Below are 16,631 nucleotides of genomic sequence, written 5' to 3' on the forward strand. Positions count from 1 at the left end.
GAAGACCCAGGGGAGCGCGCCGGTGGAAGAGCGCTCAGGGATGCCGGCCCACGTTCCTCGCGCAGCGGAAGCCCAGGTGGGTCGTCGCGGAGTCACGGTCCTGGGGCTGGCGGGCGGCGGGGCGGTAGCGCAGGCAGTACTCCGGGGCGCACAGGTGCGAGCCGCCCTTGACGACGAAGGCGTCGCGCGGGCGCTCGCGTCCCCGGTGCGGGGTGCGCGGGTCCGCCGGGACGCAGCAGGGCGAGGTCGCGGCGTCCGGGTGCCGGGCGCTCCACCGGTCGCTGGTCCACTCCCAGACGTTTCCGATCAGGTCCACCGTGCCGTAGGCGTCGGCGGGGTAGGAGCCGACCGGGGAGGTCCCCGCCCAGCCGTCCTCGGCGGTGTTCAGCCAGGGGAAGGCGCCCTGCCAGGTGTTGGCCAGGTGCCGCCCGTCCGGCACCCGGTCCTCGCCCCAGGCGTAGGCGGTGCCGCTGCTGCCGCCCCGGGCGGCGAGCTCGTGCTCGGCCTCGGTGGGCAGGCGCTTCCCGGTCCAGCGGGCGTATCCCGTGGCGTCGTCGTGGCAGACCTGCGTCACCGGGTGGTCGGCGCGGTCCGCGGTCGCGTCGGACCCGGGACCCTCGGGCGAGCGCCAGCTCGCGCCGGGCGTCCACGTCCACCACCGGGAGGGGTCGTGCAGCGGGACCGGACCGTCGGACCCGGTGAAGACCAGCGCCCCCGGCACCAGCACCTCGGGGTCGACCCCGGGGTAGTCGCGCGGGTCGGGCGACCGCTCGGCCACCGTGACGTAGCCCGTCCCGTCCACGAACCGGGCGAACTGCGCCACCGTCACCGGCGCCCGGTCCAGCAGGAAGGACGTCACCCGCACCTCGTGGGCGGGCCGCTCCTCGGGGTAGAAGTCGTCCGACCCCATGAACAGGCCCCCGCCGGGGACGAGCACCATACCCGTGGGGGTCCCTGGACCGGAGAGGAGGGCGCTCAGGTGCGCTCCTGCGCTTCGGCGTCGGTCCCGGGGTGGTGCAGCTCGCTGGACTCCCCGTGCGCGGGTGCCCCGGCCTCGGCGTCCTGCGGGCGGTACCTGATCTCTCGGGTGCCGAACAGGTCGAGGTCGAAGGGTGCCTCGTCCTCGCCGACCTCGGTCTCGACGAGCCGCACGAGCTTGTCCAGCATGCTGGCCACGAGCTGCTCGTCGTAGTCGGGGTGGGAGGGGTCGCCGATGTTGCGCATCTCGCCGGGATCGGCGGCCAGGTCGTAGAGCGCGACGTCGGAGGTGGCGTGCAGCTCATCGACGGTCCGGGGTATGCCGTACTGCGTGGGGGAGAACCACCGCACCAGCTTGTGCCGGCCGTCGGAGACGGCGCGGAAGAAGGTGCGCTTGTCCATGTCCGGGGCGCCGTACCTCTCGCCGGCCGCCCGCGCGTCCTCGAGGGTCTTCGGCGGGCCGTCCCCGAGCTGGGAGAGGTCGCCGAGCGCGCCCTGGATCGCCCACTCCGGGTCCAGCTGGTTCAGCCCGTCCCACATGACGAGGGCGCCGCCACCGGGTTGCGAGGCCGACCCGCGGGGCGGTGCGGCCTCCTGGGGCGCCTCCAGCACCGGTCGCAGGTCGCGGCCCTTCAGGGCGGGGTAGCGCTCGCGGACACCCTCCCCGTCCAGCCCGGCCCACGACAGGAAGGTGGTGGCCAGGTCCAGGTGCGAGCCGACGGCGTCGGAGGCCACGCCGCTCGGCCCGTGCGGGGAGACGACCGTCATGTTGACGACGGAGGCCTCCTGGAAGGGGATCGCGCCCTTCTGGGTCAGCCGGTGGGCGCCGTTCATCTCCCCGTGGTCGGAGGTCAGCACCACCACCGTGCTGCGCCACAGGTCCTGCCGGTCCAGCTCGTCGAGGATCCGGCCGAACTGCTCGTCGACCATCCGCAGGCAGTTGATGAGGTAGTTGCGCCGCACCTTCCACAGGTCCTCCCGGCCCGCCGGGATGGCCCCGTAGTTCCACTCCACGTTGCGCTGGTAGGAGCGCACGCCGTAGGGCTGGGCGTCGAGGTCGTCGGAGAAGTTCTCGGGGAGCTGCACGTCATACTCGCGCAGGAAACCCAGCCGCTGCGGCGGGTGGGCGAGGGAGCCCATCGCGCCGTTCTCGTGGGGACGCTCGTCCTCGCCGGCACGAAGGAACATGACGTCGTGCGGGTTGACCATCGAGGAGATGAGCAGCCACGGACGGTCCGTGGGGCGGGCGTGCCGCAGCCAGTCCACCGTCTCGAAGGCCACGGTGCCGTCCAGCTGCTCGCCGTGCAGCGGGGCGCCCCAGTTGTCGCCCCAGGACTGGTAGTCGGAGAACCCGTAGTCCTCCAGGGCGTCGGGGGAGCGGTCGGGGTGGGAGAGGTGCCACTTGCCCTTGAAGGCGGTGTAGTAGCCCTGCTCGCGCAGCATCGTGCCGATCGTGGGGACGCCCTCGTCCAGCTGGTCGGTCCAGGCGAAGTTGGTGTTGTCCCACATGCCGATGTTCTTGGCGTGCTGGCCGGTCCACATCGTGGCTCGGGAGGGGGTGCACTGCGGCACGGTGCAGTACTGGTTGGACAGGCTGACCCCCGCCCCGACGAGCCGTTGGATCGCCGGGAGGTCGACCCCCGGGGGCAGGTCCATGTGCACGTCCCACTGGTCCATGCACAGGACCAGGATGTTGGGCCGCTCGCCGTGCCCGTCGGTGTCCACCATGGCTGGCTCCTTCCTCGTCCGGACAGTCTGCCCCGGAACGATGGTGGGTGTCGGAGGGGCAGGACTCGAGACGGTGGTCCACGACGGCGGTGGGGGGTGGTGCCGTCGAGAGGTCCGAACGACTATGGTGACCTCCACTTGCATGTGGCCCGGACCCTGGCACGCGTTCGAGTTCCTACGTCGCAGTGAGGGGTCTCGTGAGGCACACAGACGCAGGACGCGTTCTGCCGATCATCGGGGCTGGACGATGACCGTCTCCATGGACGATGGTCGCTCCTATGGATGACGGCGCGGCGCGCTTCTCCCGGATCAGCTCACTGATCGCGGATGAGCCCTCGGCTCCCGGGGACTCCGGCGGTCGTGCCGGTGCCCTGGGCCGGCTGTGCACGGTGCTCGTGCGGGAGGTGGCCGCCACCGGGGCGGGCCTGACGGTCCTGGTCGAGAACGCGCCGTCCCTGGTGGTGGCCACCTCCGGTCGGCAGGCCGACCAGCTCGAGGAACTCCAGCTGCTGCTGGGTGAGGGGCCCTGCGTGGATGCGGTCGCGGCACGGAGGCCGGTGTTCGAGTCCGACCTGGGGGGTCCTGGCCTGACGCGGTGGCCCGCCTACGGCCCGGCGGCGCGAGAGCTGGACATCGGGGCCGTCTTCGCCTTCCCCCTGCAGGTGGGAGGCGCGTGCGCCGGGGTGCTGGACGTCTACCGGACGCGACCTGGGTCGCTGTCGTCCAGCCAGGTGCTGGAGACGCTGACCTTCGCCGACGTCGCCCTGTCGATCCTGCTGGACGACCAGCAGGACGCCACCGAGCGCCGACCGTGGGAAGACCTCGACGGGTCGATGACCCCGGTCGAGCTGTACCAGGCCCAAGGGATGGTGATGGTGCAGCTGGGCGTCTCGCTGGGTGAGGCGATGGTGCGCATCCGGGCCCATGCCTACGCCCAGGACCAGTGGCTCGGTGAGGTGGCTCGAGCCATCACCGGCGGTACGCTGGAACTGACTCGAGACGACACCGATGACTCTCGTCGTCCGCGAGTTGAGGAGTAGCTGATGCAGACGATCTCGCCCGAGCCTCTGGCCCAAGCCTTCGTCGAGGTCGCCGACACCCTCGTCGACGACTTCGACCTCATCGACTTTCTGGAGCTGGTCACCGGACACGTCGCCACGCTGAGCGGTACGGCCGCGGTCGGTCTGCTGCTGGCTGACCATCGCGGTCACCTGAAGTTCATGGCGGCCTCCCAGGAGTCGGCGCGGCTGCTGGAGCTGTTCGTGATCCAGAACAACCAGGGTCCCTGCCGTGACTGCTACGCCACGGGTGAGCCGGTGGTCGTGGCCGACCTGAACCTGGCGCACGGCCGTTGGCCCGCCTTCACACCGCGTGCCATGGCGGCGGGCTTCCGCTCGGTGTGCGCCCTGCCCCTGCGCCACCAGGGGACCGTCATCGGTGCACTCAACATGTTCGGCACCGCCGCCGAAGACCTGTCCGAGGATGACGCCCGCATCATCCAGAGCCTGGCCCACGTGGCCACGATCGGCATCCTGCAGCAGCAGGCGATCCGGCGGGGTGAGCTGCTGACCGAACAGCTGCAGGGGGCGCTCAACAGCCGGATCGTCATCGAGCAGGCCAAGGGGGCCCTGGCCCAGCTGCGCGGTACGGACGTCGACACGGCCTACACCGCCATGCGGGACTACTCCAAGAGGAAGGGTCTGCGGATGGGCAGGGTCGCCCTGGAGCTGGTGACCGACACGCAGAGTCACCCCGAGCTCACGATGCGGCCTGCGCGAGAGGTCTGAGAGGCTGGCCGTCCGGCATGGCACCGGGCCAGCCAATCCGCCACCCGCCTGGGCGCTCGGGCCAAGGCGCACACGGGAAGGAGATGGGCGCCGCCGCGCTTGTCACAGGAGCGCGTCCCCGCGCACACCCTCCCGAGACGAAGGATCCCCATGCCCGACCAGCAGACGATCGTCATCACCGGAGCCAGCGACGGCATCGGGGCCGCAGCGGCCCGCCAGCTGACCGAGCACGGCCACCGGGTGGTGGTCGTCGGGCGCTCGCCGGAGAAGACCGCGGCCGTCGCGGGACAGATCGACGCGCCCTTCCACGTCGCGGACTTCGCCGACCTCGCCCAGGTGCGCGCCCTCGCGGAGGAGCTCACGGCATACCCCCGGATCGACGTGCTCGCCAACAACGCCGGCGGGATCTTCACCCGGCAGACGACCGTCGACGGCTTCGAGAAGACGTTCCAGGTCAACCACCTGGCGCCGTTCCTGCTCACCCACCTGCTCATGGACCGGCTGATCGAGGCCGACGCGAAGGTCGTCCAGACCTCCAGCATCGGGCACCGTGCGTTCGGGAAGATCGACCTGGACGACCTGGACAACAGCCGGGACTGGAACGCCAACAAGGCCTACGGCGACGCCAAGCTGGCCAACGTGCTGTTCACCAAGGAGCTGCACCGCCGGTACGCCGACCAGGGCGTGAGCGCGGCCGCCTTCCACCCCGGTGGCATCGCCACCAACTTCGCCAACGACACCTCCAGCGTCATGCGGTTCGCCTACCACACGCCGATCAAGCACCTCATGACGAGCGTGGAGACCGGGGGGAAGCGGCTCGTCTGGCTCGCCGAGGGCACGCCGGGGCAGACGTGGCACTCGGGGGAGTACTACGAGAAGAACAAGCCCGGCAAGGTCAACCCGCAGGTCAAGGACGAGGACCTGGCGCGGGGGCTGTGGGAGCGCAGCGAGGCCATGCTGGGCCTCGAGGCCCGTCCCGGACGATGACCCGCCGCCACGCGGTCGGGACCTCCTGGCCGGCACCTGCTGGGCGTAGCGTTCGACCATGACCGAGAAGCAGGTCTACGAGGTCGTCCGCTCCTATCCGGAGTTCGAGCTGCGGCGCTACCCCGCGCACGTCGTCGCCGAGGTGGTCGTCCGGGCGCCGTTCGAGGACGCCGGCAACGTCGCCTTCCGCCGGCTGGCCGGCTACATCGGGGGCCAGAACCGCTCGAGGGCCAAGATCGCCATGACGGCACCGGTGGTCCAGCAGGAGTCGGAGACGATCGCCATGACGTCCCCGGTCGTCCAGCAGGAGACCGGGCAGGGTGGGTATGCCGTCGCGTTCGTCCTCCCGGCGGCGTTCACCCTGGAGAGCGCGCCGGTGCCGACGGACCCCGACGTCACGCTGCACACCCGCCCGACCGTGCTCTCCGCGGTCCGCCGCTACCGGGGCAGGTGGACGCAGGCGTCCTTCGAGCGGCACCGGGCGGTGCTGGACCGGGCGCTCAGCGAGGCGGGGTTGACTCCCGTGGGTCCGCCCCGATGGGCGCGCTTCGACCCGCCCGTCGTCCCTGCGCCCCTGCGTCGCAACGAGGTCGTGCAGGACGTGACCGACTAGGGGTCGTGCCGGGGGGGCGGGGCGTCCACGTTCAGACCTCGTGACCTCGCCTCTGTTGGCATACTTGGCCGGCACCCCTGGGAGGACGCATGATCGAGGCGCTCAACGCCTTCATCGAGTCGCACGCCGACTCGGCCTGGCTGCTGCCGATCGTGCTCCTGGTCTGCATCGTCGACGGGATCCTCCCACCCGCGCCTGCCGAGACCGTGATGGTGGCCCTCGGAGCGGTGGCCGTCGCGGAGGGCGAGCCCAACATCCTCGCCCTGATCGCCGTGGCGGCGGTCGGTGGCTTCCTGGGGGACAACCTCACCTACAGCCTGGGCCGGTACACCCGTCTGGGCCGGCTCCGGGAGAGCCGGCGACCCAAGGTGCGGTCCTTCGTCACCTGGGTGACCGGACTGCTGCTGCGCCGCGGCGGGATGATCATCATCGCCTGCCGCTACATCCCCGGCGGCCGGCAGATCGTGAACCTGACCGCGGGCGCCATGGAGTTCCCCCGCCTCCGGTTCATGTTCTTCGACAGCATCGCGGTGTTCAGCTGGGCCGCCTACAACGTCGGCGTCGGAGCGCTGGCCGGGAACTGGGTGAAGGAGCAACCCCTGCTGGCCATCGTCATCGCCCTGGTCCTGGCGCTCGTGCTGGGGTGGGTGGCGGAGCAGGCTGCCAAGTGGTGGGGCAACCGGGCGCAGCGAAGGGTCGCGGCCGAGGCCAGGTAGTCGGACCGGTCCTGTCGGTCTGAGCAGTCGTCCGAGCAGCCGGCCCGCAGGGGCATCGGGCGGCCCCGTCGCTCAACCCTCGCCCCCCGAGCCGGCCCACAGGACGACGCCCAGCCCGACCCCGGCCATGAGCATGGTCCAGCTGCCGAGCGCGAACGACAGGGCCAGGCCGATCGCCAGCGCGATCGCGATGCCCGTGGCGAGACGCTGCCGGTGGCCGCCGGCTCCGTCCCTGCCCGCGTCGGGGTCCATGCCGTCCAGTCTTCCAGCGTGCGCAAGACCCTGGCGGCTTCACGCCGCTCGGAGGACCATGGAGGTCATGGCCATCGACATGCTCCGGACGACCTTCGACCTCCTGCCCGAGCTGCGCTACGGGGCGGTCGAGAAGCGCATCCGCGCGAGCAGGGACGGCCGCCCCGTCGCGGACACCACCGGAGCTCTGCTCGTGTGGGAGCCCAGGCGCATCGTGCCGGAGTATGCGGTGCCCGAGGCCGACCTGCTCGTGGACCTCGTCCCGACCGCGGCCGCCGACCGGCCCGACCCGCTCCCTCCGGTGCTGGCCCCGGGCCACTTCGGATGGCACACCACCCCGGGGACGCCGCTGGCCCTGGAGGACGACCCCGAGGCGCGCGAGGTCGCCTTCCGGCCGGACGACCCGGTGCTGGGCGAGCGGGTCGTCCTCGACTTCGCGGCGTTCGACTGGACCGAGGAGGAGGAGCCGGTCATGGGCCACCCCCACGACCCGGGCCAGCGCATCGACTGCCTCCGCAGCAGCCGGCACGTCGTCGTGCGCCTCGGCGGGACGGTGCTGGCGGACTCGCGCCGCCGGCCGGTCGCCCTCTTCGAGACGCACCTGCCGCCCCGCTGGTACCTCCCGCGCGAGGACGTCCGGACGGACCTGATGTCGGAGTCGACGACGCACACGGTGTGCGCCTACAAGGGGCGCGCGAGCTACCTGAGCGTCGACGTCGAGGGCGGCCAGGACGTCGCGTGGACCTACCCCGACCCGCTCCACGACGCCGAACCGGTGCGCGACCTGGTGTGCTTCTGGTCCGAGCGCTGCGAGGTCGTCGTCGACGGGAAGCGGGTCGAGGGCGGGATGCCGGGGGAGTAGACCGCCCCGGACCGCTCAGCCCTGCCCGCCGATGTCGACGGCATAGGCCTCGTAGACCAGGTCGCTGCCCCGCTGCCGGTGCCGCACGAGCCGCCCGACCAGGGAGGTGACCGCCTCGCGGACGGCGGGCAGGTCGGTCGGCACGTCGTCGCCGTCCAGCATCGAGAGGCATCCGTCGAGGTCCTCGCGCAGGGAGGCGTGCTCGGCCAGGAGGGCCTCCACCGACCGGGCCAGCCGCGGATGCCCCTCGAGGACGTCGCTGAACATGCCGTCCGGACGCTCGGTCAGCCCGATGTGGTCCTCGAAGTCGTGGGCCAGCTCGGTCAGCGCCGCCCGCACCCGCTCCGGCCAGACGTCGGTCCGCCCGAGGGGGACGGCGAGGGCGTCGAGCACCGCGCCGATCGACTCCCGCATCTCGGCGCGCCGGGCGCGCACCTCCTGCAGGTAGAGCTCGAGGTCCTGTCCGTGGGACGCCATGTGCCATGGTCCCGCACCCGGGCGCGCCCGTCCACGGTGAGGACGTGGACCGGGCCGGGGCGGGCCCGCTCGTGCCTGTCGGAGCCCGCCCCTATGCTCCGCTCCATGGGCGACGGGGCAGGAACGAGGGAGGTATGACGTGGGCGCGCGGCTGATCCCGGCGGAGCCGGCCTTCGCCCACCCCACCGAGCGTGAGGTGTGGGACCTGCTCGTGTCCCAGCTGGACGAGGACTGCATCCTCCTTTCCAACGTCCATCTCACCGACCACGAGCAGGACCACGAGGCCGACCTCGTCGTGCTGCTCCCCGACGCCGGGGTCGTGGTCGTGGAGGTCAAGGGCGGCAGCGTCTCGGTCGACCACGAGGGCCGCTGGCACCAGAGCGGCGGCGGCTCGTCCCGGCCGATCGACCCGGTCGGGCAGGCCCAGCGGGTCAAGCACGCGCTGCGGCAGTACGTCCAGGACGACCCGCGGTGGCGCGACTCCTCCCGCTCCCGCGTGCGGTGGCTGCACACGGTGGTGACGCCGTACAGCGCGGTCCCGGAGGGCTTCTCCCAGCCGGCGTGCCCGCGGGAGATGGTGCACGGGCGCGACGACCTCGGGCGGCTGGCGACGCGGCTGCGGACGCTGGCGGAGACGCACGAGACGAACTACCGCCGGCCCGACCACGGGGACGTGGAGCTGATCGCCGAGATCCTCACCGGGCGCAATCTCATGAGCGCGACGACGTCGTGGCCGAGTCCGACGACCGCGAGGCGCGCGCCGAACGCCTGACCCAGGAGCAGGCTATGATCCTGGGCGTCACCCGGCTGCTGCGGCGGGTGGAGGTGCGCGGCGGGGCGGGCAGCGGAAAGACCGTGCTGGCGATGGCCCAGGCGAAGCAGCTGACGAGGGGGTTCGCAGGGCAGAGGGCGCAGCGGGTGGCGCTGCTGTGCTACTCGATCGGGCTCGGCGAGTGGTTCAAGCGCTCCTTCGAGGGGGTCCCGCGCAAGCACACGCCGGCGTTCATCGGCCGGTTCGAGGAGCTCGGGCGGGCGTGGGGCGCGGACATCACCGCCGGCCGGGACGACAGCGACTTCTGGGAGAAGGAGCTGCCCGCGCGCATGGCCGGGCTGGCCGCCGACCTGCCGGAGGGCAGGAAGTTCGACGCGATCATCGTCGACGAGGCCCAGGACTTCGCCGAGGGCTGGTGGACGCCGCTGCTCACCGCGCTGCGCGACCCGGAGGAGGGCGGGCTCTACGTCTACTCCGACGAGAACCAGCGGCTCTTCCCCCGGTTCGGCCGCCCGCCGGTGGCGCTGGTGCCGCTGGTGCTCGACCACAACCTGCGCAACACCCGGCAGATCGCCGAGAGCTTCAGCGCGCTGGCCCCGATGCGGATGCGACCGATGGGCGGCGACGGGCCGGAGGTCACCTTCGTCCAGGCCTCGGCGGACGAGGCGCTGGGGGTGGCCGACGACGAGGTCGAGCGGCTGCTCGACGAGGGCTGGCCGACCTCCCACGTCGCGCTGATCACGACCGGGACCCGGCACCCCGAGCAGCAGTCGCGGCAGGAGCAGCTCGGCCAGGAGGGCTACTGGCGCACCTTCTGGGACGGCGACGACGTCTTCTACGGGCACGTGCTGGGCTGCAAGGGGCTGGAGCGGCGCGCGGTCGTGCTGTGCTTCAACGAGGACGGCACCCGCGACCGGTCCAAGGAGCGGCTCTACGTCGGGCTGTCCCGGGCGACCGACAAGCTGGTCGTCGTCGGTGACGCCGGCGCGGTCCGCCGGATGGGCGGGGACGAGGTCGTCCGGAGGTTGGGGCTGCGCTGACCGGCGGCCGGGCCCCCCTGTCCATCGGGGCCGCGCAGGAGCACACTGAGCCATGCGCGTACTGGTGACCGGTGGGACCGGTTTCGTCGGAGGACACACGGTGGCCGCCCTGGTCGGGGCCGGCCACGACGTCCGGCTGCTGGTGAGACGACCCGAGCAGGTCCCGGTCACGCTCGGCCCGCTGGGGGTGGAGGTGAGCGACCTCGTCGTCGGCGACGTGCTGGACGACGCCTCGGTGGCCGCGGCCCTCGACGGGACGGACGCCGTCGTCCACGCGGCGGCCGTCTACACCTCGGACCCGCGGCGGCGCCAGGAGGTGGCCCGGACGAACGTGCGCGCGACCCGCATCGTGCTCGGGCTGGCCGCCGCTGCCGGCCTGGACCCCGTCGTCCACGTGTCCTCGACCGTCGCGCTCGTGCGTCGTGGTGGTTCCGGACCGGAACTGCCCCTGGGGGACATGACGACCACCTACGGTCGGTCCAAGGTCGAGTCCGAGGTCGTGGCCCGTGAGCTGCAGGCCGAGGGCCGGCCCGTCGTGTGCGTCTACCCCGGGGGCGTGCTCGGTCCGCACGACCCCTACCGCGGCGACCAGGGAGAGATGATCCGCTGGATCCTGCGGGGGCTGTTCCCGATCTGGCCGAGCGGCGGTCTGCACTACGTCGACGTGCGGGACGTCGCCGCCGTCATCCTCGCCGTGCTCGAGCCCCGTCGGGGACCGCGCCGGTTCGTCGTGCCCGGGCACCACGTCACCGGACGGGAGCTCTACTCCACCCTGTCCCGGGTGTCCGGGCGCCGGTTGCCGCACGTGGACCTGCCGGCCCGGGTGCTGGCGCCGCAGCTGAGGGCGACGGACCACCTGATGGCCCGCCTCCCGGCCCGCCTGCGTTATCCGGCCGAGTCCGAGGGGGTGGAGATCTTCGGCCGGGACACCCGGCTCGACGACGGGCCGGCCAGGACAGAGCTCGGCATCGTCCCCCTGTCGCTCGAGGAGTCCCTGCGGGACACCACCCGGTGGCTGGTCGGGTCCGGGCGGTTGGACCCGGCACGGGCTCCGGCGCTGTCCTGACCGGTGGAGACCAGGGTCCTCGCCCGGGCGCGGGCGGGGTTCGACCTCGGCGAGGGGGGCCTGCGGGTCACCCCTGGGCCGCGGGGCGCGGTGGGCCAGGTGTGGCGGCTGGAGGTGGGCGACAGGGTTTATGCGCTTAAGCACGTGCTCACCGGTCCTCCTCCTGCCCGCGCGACGGTCGAGGCCGAGCTGGTCCTCGCCCGGGCGGCGGCCGGAGCCGGTGTCCGGTTGCCGGCGAGTCGTCCCGGTCGCGACGGGCAGCTCGTGGTGGCACTGCCGGAGGGGGGCTGGCTGCGTCTGTACGACTGGATGGACGTGCGGCGGTGCGAGCCGACCGTCGACGCGGACGCGCTCTCGCGTCCTGCTCGCGCGACTGCATACCGTCGCACCCGCGGTCCGGCACGAGCCCGACGGGGCACCGCCGCAGGGCTGGTACGAGGCGCCGCCCGGGGCTGCCGGGTGGGACCGCCTGGCGGCCGAGGCGGTCGGGGCGGGGACGTCCTGGAGCTCACGGCTGGCCGCGGCGACGGCCAGCATCTCGGCGCTCTCCGCCGCTCTCGGGCCCGCCGACCCCGACCGGCTCCGGCTGTGCCACCGCGACCTGCACCCGGAGAACGTGCTCACCGACGGCTCGGGTGAGCTCGTCGTCGTGGACTGGGACGACGTCGGACCGGCCGACCCGACCCGGGAGCTGGCCGGCGCCCTGGTGCTGTGCTTCCACGACGGCACCCCGGACCTGGACGCGATGCGTCGGGCCTACGCCGCCTACGTGGAGGCGGGCGGTCCGGGGCGCCTGCGGACGCGCGCCGACTTCAGCATGCTGCTCTCCACCCGGTTCAACTTCCTCCACGCCCAGGCGAGGGTCGCCCTCGACCCGACGGCGACGCCGCGCGAGCGCGCGTGGGCCGAGGAGGAGGTCGACGAGGGCCTGCGCACCCTGCCGACGCCGGAGCTCCTCGACGCCGTCCTCGACGCGGTCGGGCGGACGTCGCCCGTCGAACCCGGGGGTATGCCGTTCAGCGTCAGCTGAGGTGGGCCACGACCTCGCCGTCGAAGATCACGACCGTCCCCGCCGTGCCGCGCCCGACCGTACGCACAGGTGCGCACAGGTGCGCACGGGGTGGGCGTCGGGTTCCCCGGGGTCAGGCGTCCCGGGCGGCGACCTTCGGCTCGTCGATGTCGACCCCGGGCACGGACAGGTCCCTGAGTGCCTTGGAGATGCCGGCGACGAGAGCGGCGGAGGCGCGGTCCTCCTCCCGGATGTCGTCGGGGGAGAGCGAGTCCTCGGGGGTGTCGGACCGGACCGACTGGACGAGAGCCTCCTCGTCCGTGATCTCGGCGTCCACGGTGATCGTGAGCGTGTGCTTGGCCATGACGGACAGCATGGCGGCTCGCCCCGGGATCAGCCACCCGGGACGTCGACCCACACGTCGCGGGGTGGGGACCCGGCTGACCCGGACCCCCACCCCTGGGAGGCGTGACGGACTACCTCGCGGAGCCGCCGCCCTTGCCGCGGCCCTGCCCGCCGCCCTTCCCGGCGGACCTGTCGCTGTTGTCGGAGCTCTTGGCGCGGGACTGCAGCACGAAGACCCCCTCGTCGCTGCTCGTCACCACGACCTTGCCGTCACCGAAGTAGGGGTAGGCGCCCCACGACCCGAAGAACTCGGTCCGGTCGTCGGCGGGGAAGACGTCGAAGAAGCCGCGCATCGTCACCCGGCCCTGCTCCTGCTTCCAGGTGTCGTAGATCCACAGGCCCGAGGTGTAGTTGGCCTGGTAGAGCAGGAAGTCGTCGACGAACATGTTGTGGTCGATCGAGGTGTTGCCGCCGGTGTGCGTGCCGATGACCTTGGCGTCGGTCCAGGTCGCGCATGTCCCAGATGTAGGTCGTGCGCTCGCTCGCCACTCCGCTCAGCTCGTCGAGCTCGTCGCCGAGGAAGAAGTAGCTGTGGTCGGCGCTCAGCCAGCCCTGGTGGGTGTAGATGTCACCGACCTCCAGCGACTCGTCGACGTAGCGGAAGCGGTCGAGCACCACCGGGTTCTCCGGGTCGGTCGCGTCGTAGATCGTCACCGTGTCCTCGTTGGAGCCGATGCAGATCTCCCGCCCGGTGTAGTCGGCGTCCGGGCCGGCGTAGTCCACGCACTAGATGTCGTGGGAGTAACCGTCCTCCGTGAGGCACCCGACGAACTGCGGGTTGTGCGGATCGGTCGCGACGTCGTAGACGATGGCCCCACCGTTGCCGTTGAGCACCGGGAAACCGGGGTTCGGCGTGCCGCAGACCTCGACGTCGTAGACGGAGCCGACGACATACATCCGACCGCTCTCCTCGTTGAGCGAGATGTTGTGCGAATTGGTGACGTCGTCGATGTGCGCAGTCAGCTCGACTTCGGTCGGCGCCGTCTTGCCGCGGAACTGGGTGAGGTCCACGACCTGGATCCCGAAACCCTCGATCGTCCCGGCACCTGGGTCGTAGGTCGCGAGGTCGATCGCCTCGCTGCCGATGTAGGCGGTGTCCTCGTAGACACGCACGTCGCCCCAGATGTTGCCGGAGTCGCCAGGGACCTCGGACTCCAGCGTGCCGAGGTAGACGGGGTTGCTGCCGTCGGTGACGTCGATGAACGCGGTGCCCTCGAACGTGCCGACGATCGCGAGCTGCATCCCGGTCTCCTCGTCCTCCCAGCCCCACAGGTCGTTGACGAACGACGACTCCATGTCGGGCAGCGGGGTAAAGGAGGCCAGGTCGACCTTGTGGCAGGGGAAGATGCCGGCCATGCCGTCCTCGCAGCGGAGGTCCGACATGGCCTCCACCGGGACGCCGCCCGGGCTGACCGCGTCGACGACGCCCAAGTGGTGACGCCGGCTCGGCCTTGAGCCGGCCACTCCAGGGTGCCCCAGGATGTGACCTGTCGCACATCGTGAACCAGGCCATCACGCCCAGCCGTCAGAGGCCGGGGAACTCGCGGGAGCGAAAGGGCCTTCGCTCAGTCCGCTACCCGCCAGGAGATGAGGGTGCGGGCGGTCTCCCCGGCGTCGGCAGGCGGCTCGGTCAGGTAGCTCTCCCACATGACCTCCCCCGGTCGCAGGCCCTGGTCGTCCATCCACGACATGAGCCGCCGGTAGGCGTCGGGAAGGCCGTCGTAGGACCCCTCGTGGAGCAGCTGGGCCACGCGGCCGCCGGGGAGCTCGGAGGCCGTGACCCCGTGGCTGGGGGTGACAGGGCGGGCCGTCGGGAAGCCCGCGGCGACCTCGACCGCCTCGTCGGGGACGCCGAAGTACTGGGCGAACGGCGGGCCGGTGATCTCCACGTCCTCGTCCATGGCGACCGTCATGACGGCGTGGAACACCCTGCCGAAGAAGTCGGGCAGCTCGCGCATCCGCACCGTGTCCCGGACCACGGCGACGGTGGTCGGCTGCAGGGTGGCGAGTTCAGGAACCGTGGACATGATGACCTCCTGGGGCGACTCCTCCACTCTCCGCCTGTCTGGGTGGCTGCACAATCCCCCGTAGGGGTGGCCGTTCATGGCGGGGCCACGGCGCCCCGGCAGGCCTCCGGCCGCGACGACAGGACGCCGGCCAGGCCTCCGGCCGGGACGACAGGACGCCGTCCCGGCCGGAGGGCTGCTGGAAGGTCAGAGTGTGGGCGCGTGCGCCAGGTGCACCCGGACGAGCAGGTCGTGCCACCACGAGCGGGGCGCGAGCTCCGGCATCGTGGCGGCCGGGGTGCGGCGGCGGGAGGCCTCGCGGTGGCGCAGGTCCGCCTCGGTCAGGCGCTCCCGCTCCTTCGCCATGCTGTGGGCGGCCATGAGGTCGATGTACTGGTTCATGATGTCTCCTTGACGGGTGTGAGGGTGGTGGGAGCGGGTATGCGGTGTCGAGGTGTCACAGGACGTGGCGGGCGAGGCGGTCGGTCGGCTCGGTCAGGAGCCGTCCGGGGGCGGTTCCGACCTGTTCCTGGTGACCGTCAGCGGGCCAGGACCTGCTGAGGTCGGCTGGAGGAACCTCCTGAACGAGGCCGGGGCTCGGAGTGGCGACGCGCTCGGTGGCTGGCGGCCGCTCGACGGTGGCCGGCTGCTGGGCCGGAGTCTCCACCGGGGTCTCCCCGCATGCTCCGAGCGCCAAGGTGCCCGCCAGCAGGGCTGTTGCGAGGAGGGGTACGGGGCTTCTGTCGGTGTTCATCGGTCCGGTCCTTCCGTCGGGGCGGGGCCTGTGCGGTCCCGATGGACCCACCGTGGAGACCGGTGGTATCGGGCCGGCTCCGCCCCGGTATCAGCCCGGTAACAACCCCGTTGACGCTGCGTCAACGGCGGGAGGACGATCACTCATGGACATTCGGGTGCTCGGGGGAGTGGGTCTCGGGGACGGGTCCCGATCGTTGGGTCCTCGCGACCGGGTGGTCCTGGGGGCGCTCGTGGTCCGGCGGGGCGAGGTGGTCAGCGCAGACGCCCTGGCCGACGCCCTCTGGTCCGAGAGGCCGCCGTCGTCCTGGGCCAAGGTCGTGCAGGGGTGCATCGTCCGCCTGCGCCGTGCGCTGGGACCGGAGGCGATCGAGACCCAGGGGCGCGGCTACCGTCTGCGGTCGCCGGCCGAGGAGGTCGACGCGGTCCGCTTCGAGCGACTCGTGGGACGGGCACGGGAGTTCCTGGCGCTCGGCGAGCCCGACCGGGCGGCATACACCGTCGACGAGGCGCTGCAGCTGTGGGCGGGGGACCCGTGGCCCGAGCTGGAGGCCTGGGAACCGGCCCGGATCGAGGCGGATCGGCTCCGGGAGATCCGGTTGTCCGCCGAGGAGCTGCGCCTGGACGCGGCCCTGCAGTCCGGGCGGGTCGAGGAGGTCCTCGCCGAGGTGAGGTCACGGGTCTCGGAGGCCCCGTTGCGGGAGCACCGGTGGGCGTCGTGGGCGCTGGCCCTGTACCAGGCCGGTCGTCAGGGTGACGCTCTCGAGGCGCTGCGCCGGGCCCGGCGGGTCCTCTCGGAGGAGCTGGGGGTAGACCCCGGGCCGGAGCTGGTGTCGATGGAGCAGGCGATCCTCCGCCAGGACGAGTCCCTCCGCGCCTCGACGACCCCCGTCGGGACCTCGGTCTGTCCCTACCAGGGTCTGGTGCCCTACGACGTGGAGGACGCCGAGCACTTCTTCGGTCGCGGTCGTCAGATCCAGGAGGGGCTGGACCGGGTGGAGGCCTCAGGCGTCCTGGCCGTCGTCGGGCCGAGCGGGTCGGGCAAGTCGTCCCTGGTGCGGGCTGGAGTCGCCGCCGCGCTGTGCCGGTTGGGACGGGACGTCGTCATCATCACCCCCGGAACGCATCCGCTCGATGCTCTCGCTGCCGCGGCGGGCAGCACGGGGGAGCCGGTCCTGGT

At 72.1% G+C, this 16,631-nt stretch carries 19 protein-coding genes and 1 pseudogene; 11 read left to right on the top strand and 9 right to left on the bottom strand.

Translation table 11 applies throughout. From position 1 onward, the window contains the following. Positions 1-34: 34 nt before the first annotated feature. Positions 35-940: a formylglycine-generating enzyme family protein gene (locus tag ACQ95T_RS05765; protein ID WP_425940148.1), complete on the bottom strand. Its 906-nt coding sequence runs from the start codon at positions 938-940 to the stop codon at positions 35-37. A gap of 35 nt (positions 941-975) precedes the next feature. Beyond that, positions 976-2,706: a sulfatase-like hydrolase/transferase gene (locus ACQ95T_RS05770; RefSeq protein ID WP_425940149.1), complete on the bottom strand. Its 1,731-nt coding sequence runs from the start codon at positions 2,704-2,706 to the stop codon at positions 976-978. A gap of 278 nt (positions 2,707-2,984) precedes the next feature. Here ACQ95T_RS05770 and ACQ95T_RS05775 point away from each other — a divergent pair, with 278 nt between their 5' ends. From ACQ95T_RS05775 to ACQ95T_RS05795, 5 genes are all read left to right on the top strand, one after another. Further along, positions 2,985-3,746 (top strand): GAF and ANTAR domain-containing protein, encoded by a 762-nt coding sequence (locus ACQ95T_RS05775; RefSeq protein WP_425940150.1) that lies wholly within the window; start codon positions 2,985-2,987, stop codon positions 3,744-3,746. Positions 3,747-3,749: 3 nt separating this feature from the next. Next, positions 3,750-4,493: a GAF and ANTAR domain-containing protein gene (locus ACQ95T_RS05780; RefSeq protein ID WP_425940152.1), complete on the top strand. Its 744-nt coding sequence runs from the start codon at positions 3,750-3,752 to the stop codon at positions 4,491-4,493. Between the two features lie 150 nt (positions 4,494-4,643). Then, positions 4,644-5,480 carry an SDR family NAD(P)-dependent oxidoreductase gene (locus ACQ95T_RS05785; protein WP_425940153.1) on the top strand — a complete coding sequence of 279 codons (837 nt, stop codon included), beginning with the start codon at positions 4,644-4,646 and terminating at the stop codon, positions 5,478-5,480. Positions 5,481-5,538: 58 nt separating this feature from the next. After that, positions 5,539-6,093 (top strand): SOUL family heme-binding protein, encoded by a 555-nt coding sequence (locus ACQ95T_RS05790; protein WP_425940155.1) that lies wholly within the window; start codon positions 5,539-5,541, stop codon positions 6,091-6,093. Positions 6,094-6,182: 89 nt separating this feature from the next. After that, on the top strand, positions 6,183-6,809 hold the full coding sequence (locus tag ACQ95T_RS05795) for a DedA family protein (RefSeq protein WP_425940157.1): 627 nt from the start codon (positions 6,183-6,185) through the stop codon (positions 6,807-6,809). A gap of 72 nt (positions 6,810-6,881) precedes the next feature. Here the strand turns inward: ACQ95T_RS05795 and ACQ95T_RS05800 are convergent, their stop codons facing one another. Beyond that, positions 6,882-7,061 carry a hypothetical protein gene (locus ACQ95T_RS05800; protein WP_425940158.1) on the bottom strand — a complete coding sequence of 60 codons (180 nt, stop codon included), beginning with the start codon at positions 7,059-7,061 and terminating at the stop codon, positions 6,882-6,884. 67 nt (positions 7,062-7,128) lie between these two features. Between ACQ95T_RS05800 and ACQ95T_RS05805 the strand changes: the two genes are divergently transcribed. Next, a complete protein-coding gene (locus ACQ95T_RS05805) occupies positions 7,129-7,923 on the top strand; it encodes a DUF427 domain-containing protein (protein WP_431473632.1) in 795 nt (264 codons plus the stop codon). Positions 7,924-7,938: 15 nt separating this feature from the next. On the opposite strand, the gene ACQ95T_RS05810 is transcribed toward ACQ95T_RS05805, so the two are convergent. Further along, complete coding sequence (locus ACQ95T_RS05810) at positions 7,939-8,400, bottom strand: hemerythrin domain-containing protein (protein WP_425940162.1); 462 nt, start codon at positions 8,398-8,400, stop codon at positions 7,939-7,941. A 139-nt stretch (positions 8,401-8,539) separates the two neighbouring features. On the opposite strand from ACQ95T_RS05810, the gene ACQ95T_RS05815 reads away from it, so the two are divergent. The 4 genes from ACQ95T_RS05815 (at position 8,540) to ACQ95T_RS05830 (ending at position 12,308) form a co-directional block, all read left to right on the top strand. Next, a complete protein-coding gene (locus tag ACQ95T_RS05815) occupies positions 8,540-9,172 on the top strand; it encodes a nuclease-related domain-containing protein (RefSeq protein WP_431473633.1) in 633 nt (210 codons plus the stop codon). A 14-nt stretch (positions 9,173-9,186) separates the two neighbouring features. Next, positions 9,187-10,212, top strand: a complete 1,026-nt coding sequence (locus ACQ95T_RS05820) for a hypothetical protein (RefSeq protein WP_431473634.1) — start codon at positions 9,187-9,189, stop codon at positions 10,210-10,212. A 52-nt stretch (positions 10,213-10,264) separates the two neighbouring features. Beyond that, on the top strand, positions 10,265-11,278 hold the full coding sequence (locus tag ACQ95T_RS05825) for an NAD-dependent epimerase/dehydratase family protein (RefSeq protein WP_425940165.1): 1,014 nt from the start codon (positions 10,265-10,267) through the stop codon (positions 11,276-11,278). 130 nt (positions 11,279-11,408) lie between these two features. Next, the gene (locus tag ACQ95T_RS05830) at positions 11,409-12,308 is read left to right on the top strand and encodes a phosphotransferase (RefSeq protein WP_431473635.1); all 900 of its coding nucleotides are present in this window, start codon (positions 11,409-11,411) and stop codon (positions 12,306-12,308) included. Positions 12,309-12,420: 112 nt separating this feature from the next. Here ACQ95T_RS05830 and ACQ95T_RS05835 read toward each other — a convergent pair whose 3' ends face one another. The 5 genes from ACQ95T_RS05835 to ACQ95T_RS05855 form a co-directional block, all read right to left on the bottom strand. Further along, on the bottom strand, positions 12,421-12,651 hold the full coding sequence (locus ACQ95T_RS05835; protein WP_425940168.1) for a hypothetical protein: 231 nt from the start codon (positions 12,649-12,651) through the stop codon (positions 12,421-12,423). A 112-nt stretch (positions 12,652-12,763) separates the two neighbouring features. Further along, positions 12,764-13,078 (bottom strand): hypothetical protein, encoded by a 315-nt coding sequence (locus tag ACQ95T_RS05840; RefSeq protein WP_431473636.1) that lies wholly within the window; start codon positions 13,076-13,078, stop codon positions 12,764-12,766. A 340-nt stretch (positions 13,079-13,418) separates the two neighbouring features. Continuing rightward, positions 13,419-14,075 (bottom strand): choice-of-anchor B family protein, encoded by a 657-nt coding sequence (locus ACQ95T_RS05845; protein ID WP_431473637.1) that lies wholly within the window; start codon positions 14,073-14,075, stop codon positions 13,419-13,421. Positions 14,076-14,257: 182 nt separating this feature from the next. Next, positions 14,258-14,719 carry a GyrI-like domain-containing protein gene (locus ACQ95T_RS05850; protein ID WP_425940170.1) on the bottom strand — a complete coding sequence of 154 codons (462 nt, stop codon included), beginning with the start codon at positions 14,717-14,719 and terminating at the stop codon, positions 14,258-14,260. Positions 14,720-14,905: 186 nt separating this feature from the next. Then, positions 14,906-15,100 (bottom strand): hypothetical protein, encoded by a 195-nt coding sequence (locus ACQ95T_RS05855; protein WP_425940172.1) that lies wholly within the window; start codon positions 15,098-15,100, stop codon positions 14,906-14,908. A gap of 497 nt (positions 15,101-15,597) precedes the next feature. On the opposite strand from ACQ95T_RS05855, the pseudogene ACQ95T_RS05860 reads away from it, so the two are divergent. Next, positions 15,598-16,551, top strand: a pseudogene (locus tag ACQ95T_RS05860) (BTAD domain-containing putative transcriptional regulator); the annotation flags it as partial. Positions 16,552-16,631: the final 80 nt, after the last annotated feature.

The sequence above is a fragment of the Ornithinimicrobium carbonis genome (assembly GCF_050703245.1).
Taxonomy (GTDB): Bacteria; Actinomycetota; Actinomycetes; order Actinomycetales; family Dermatophilaceae; genus Ornithinicoccus.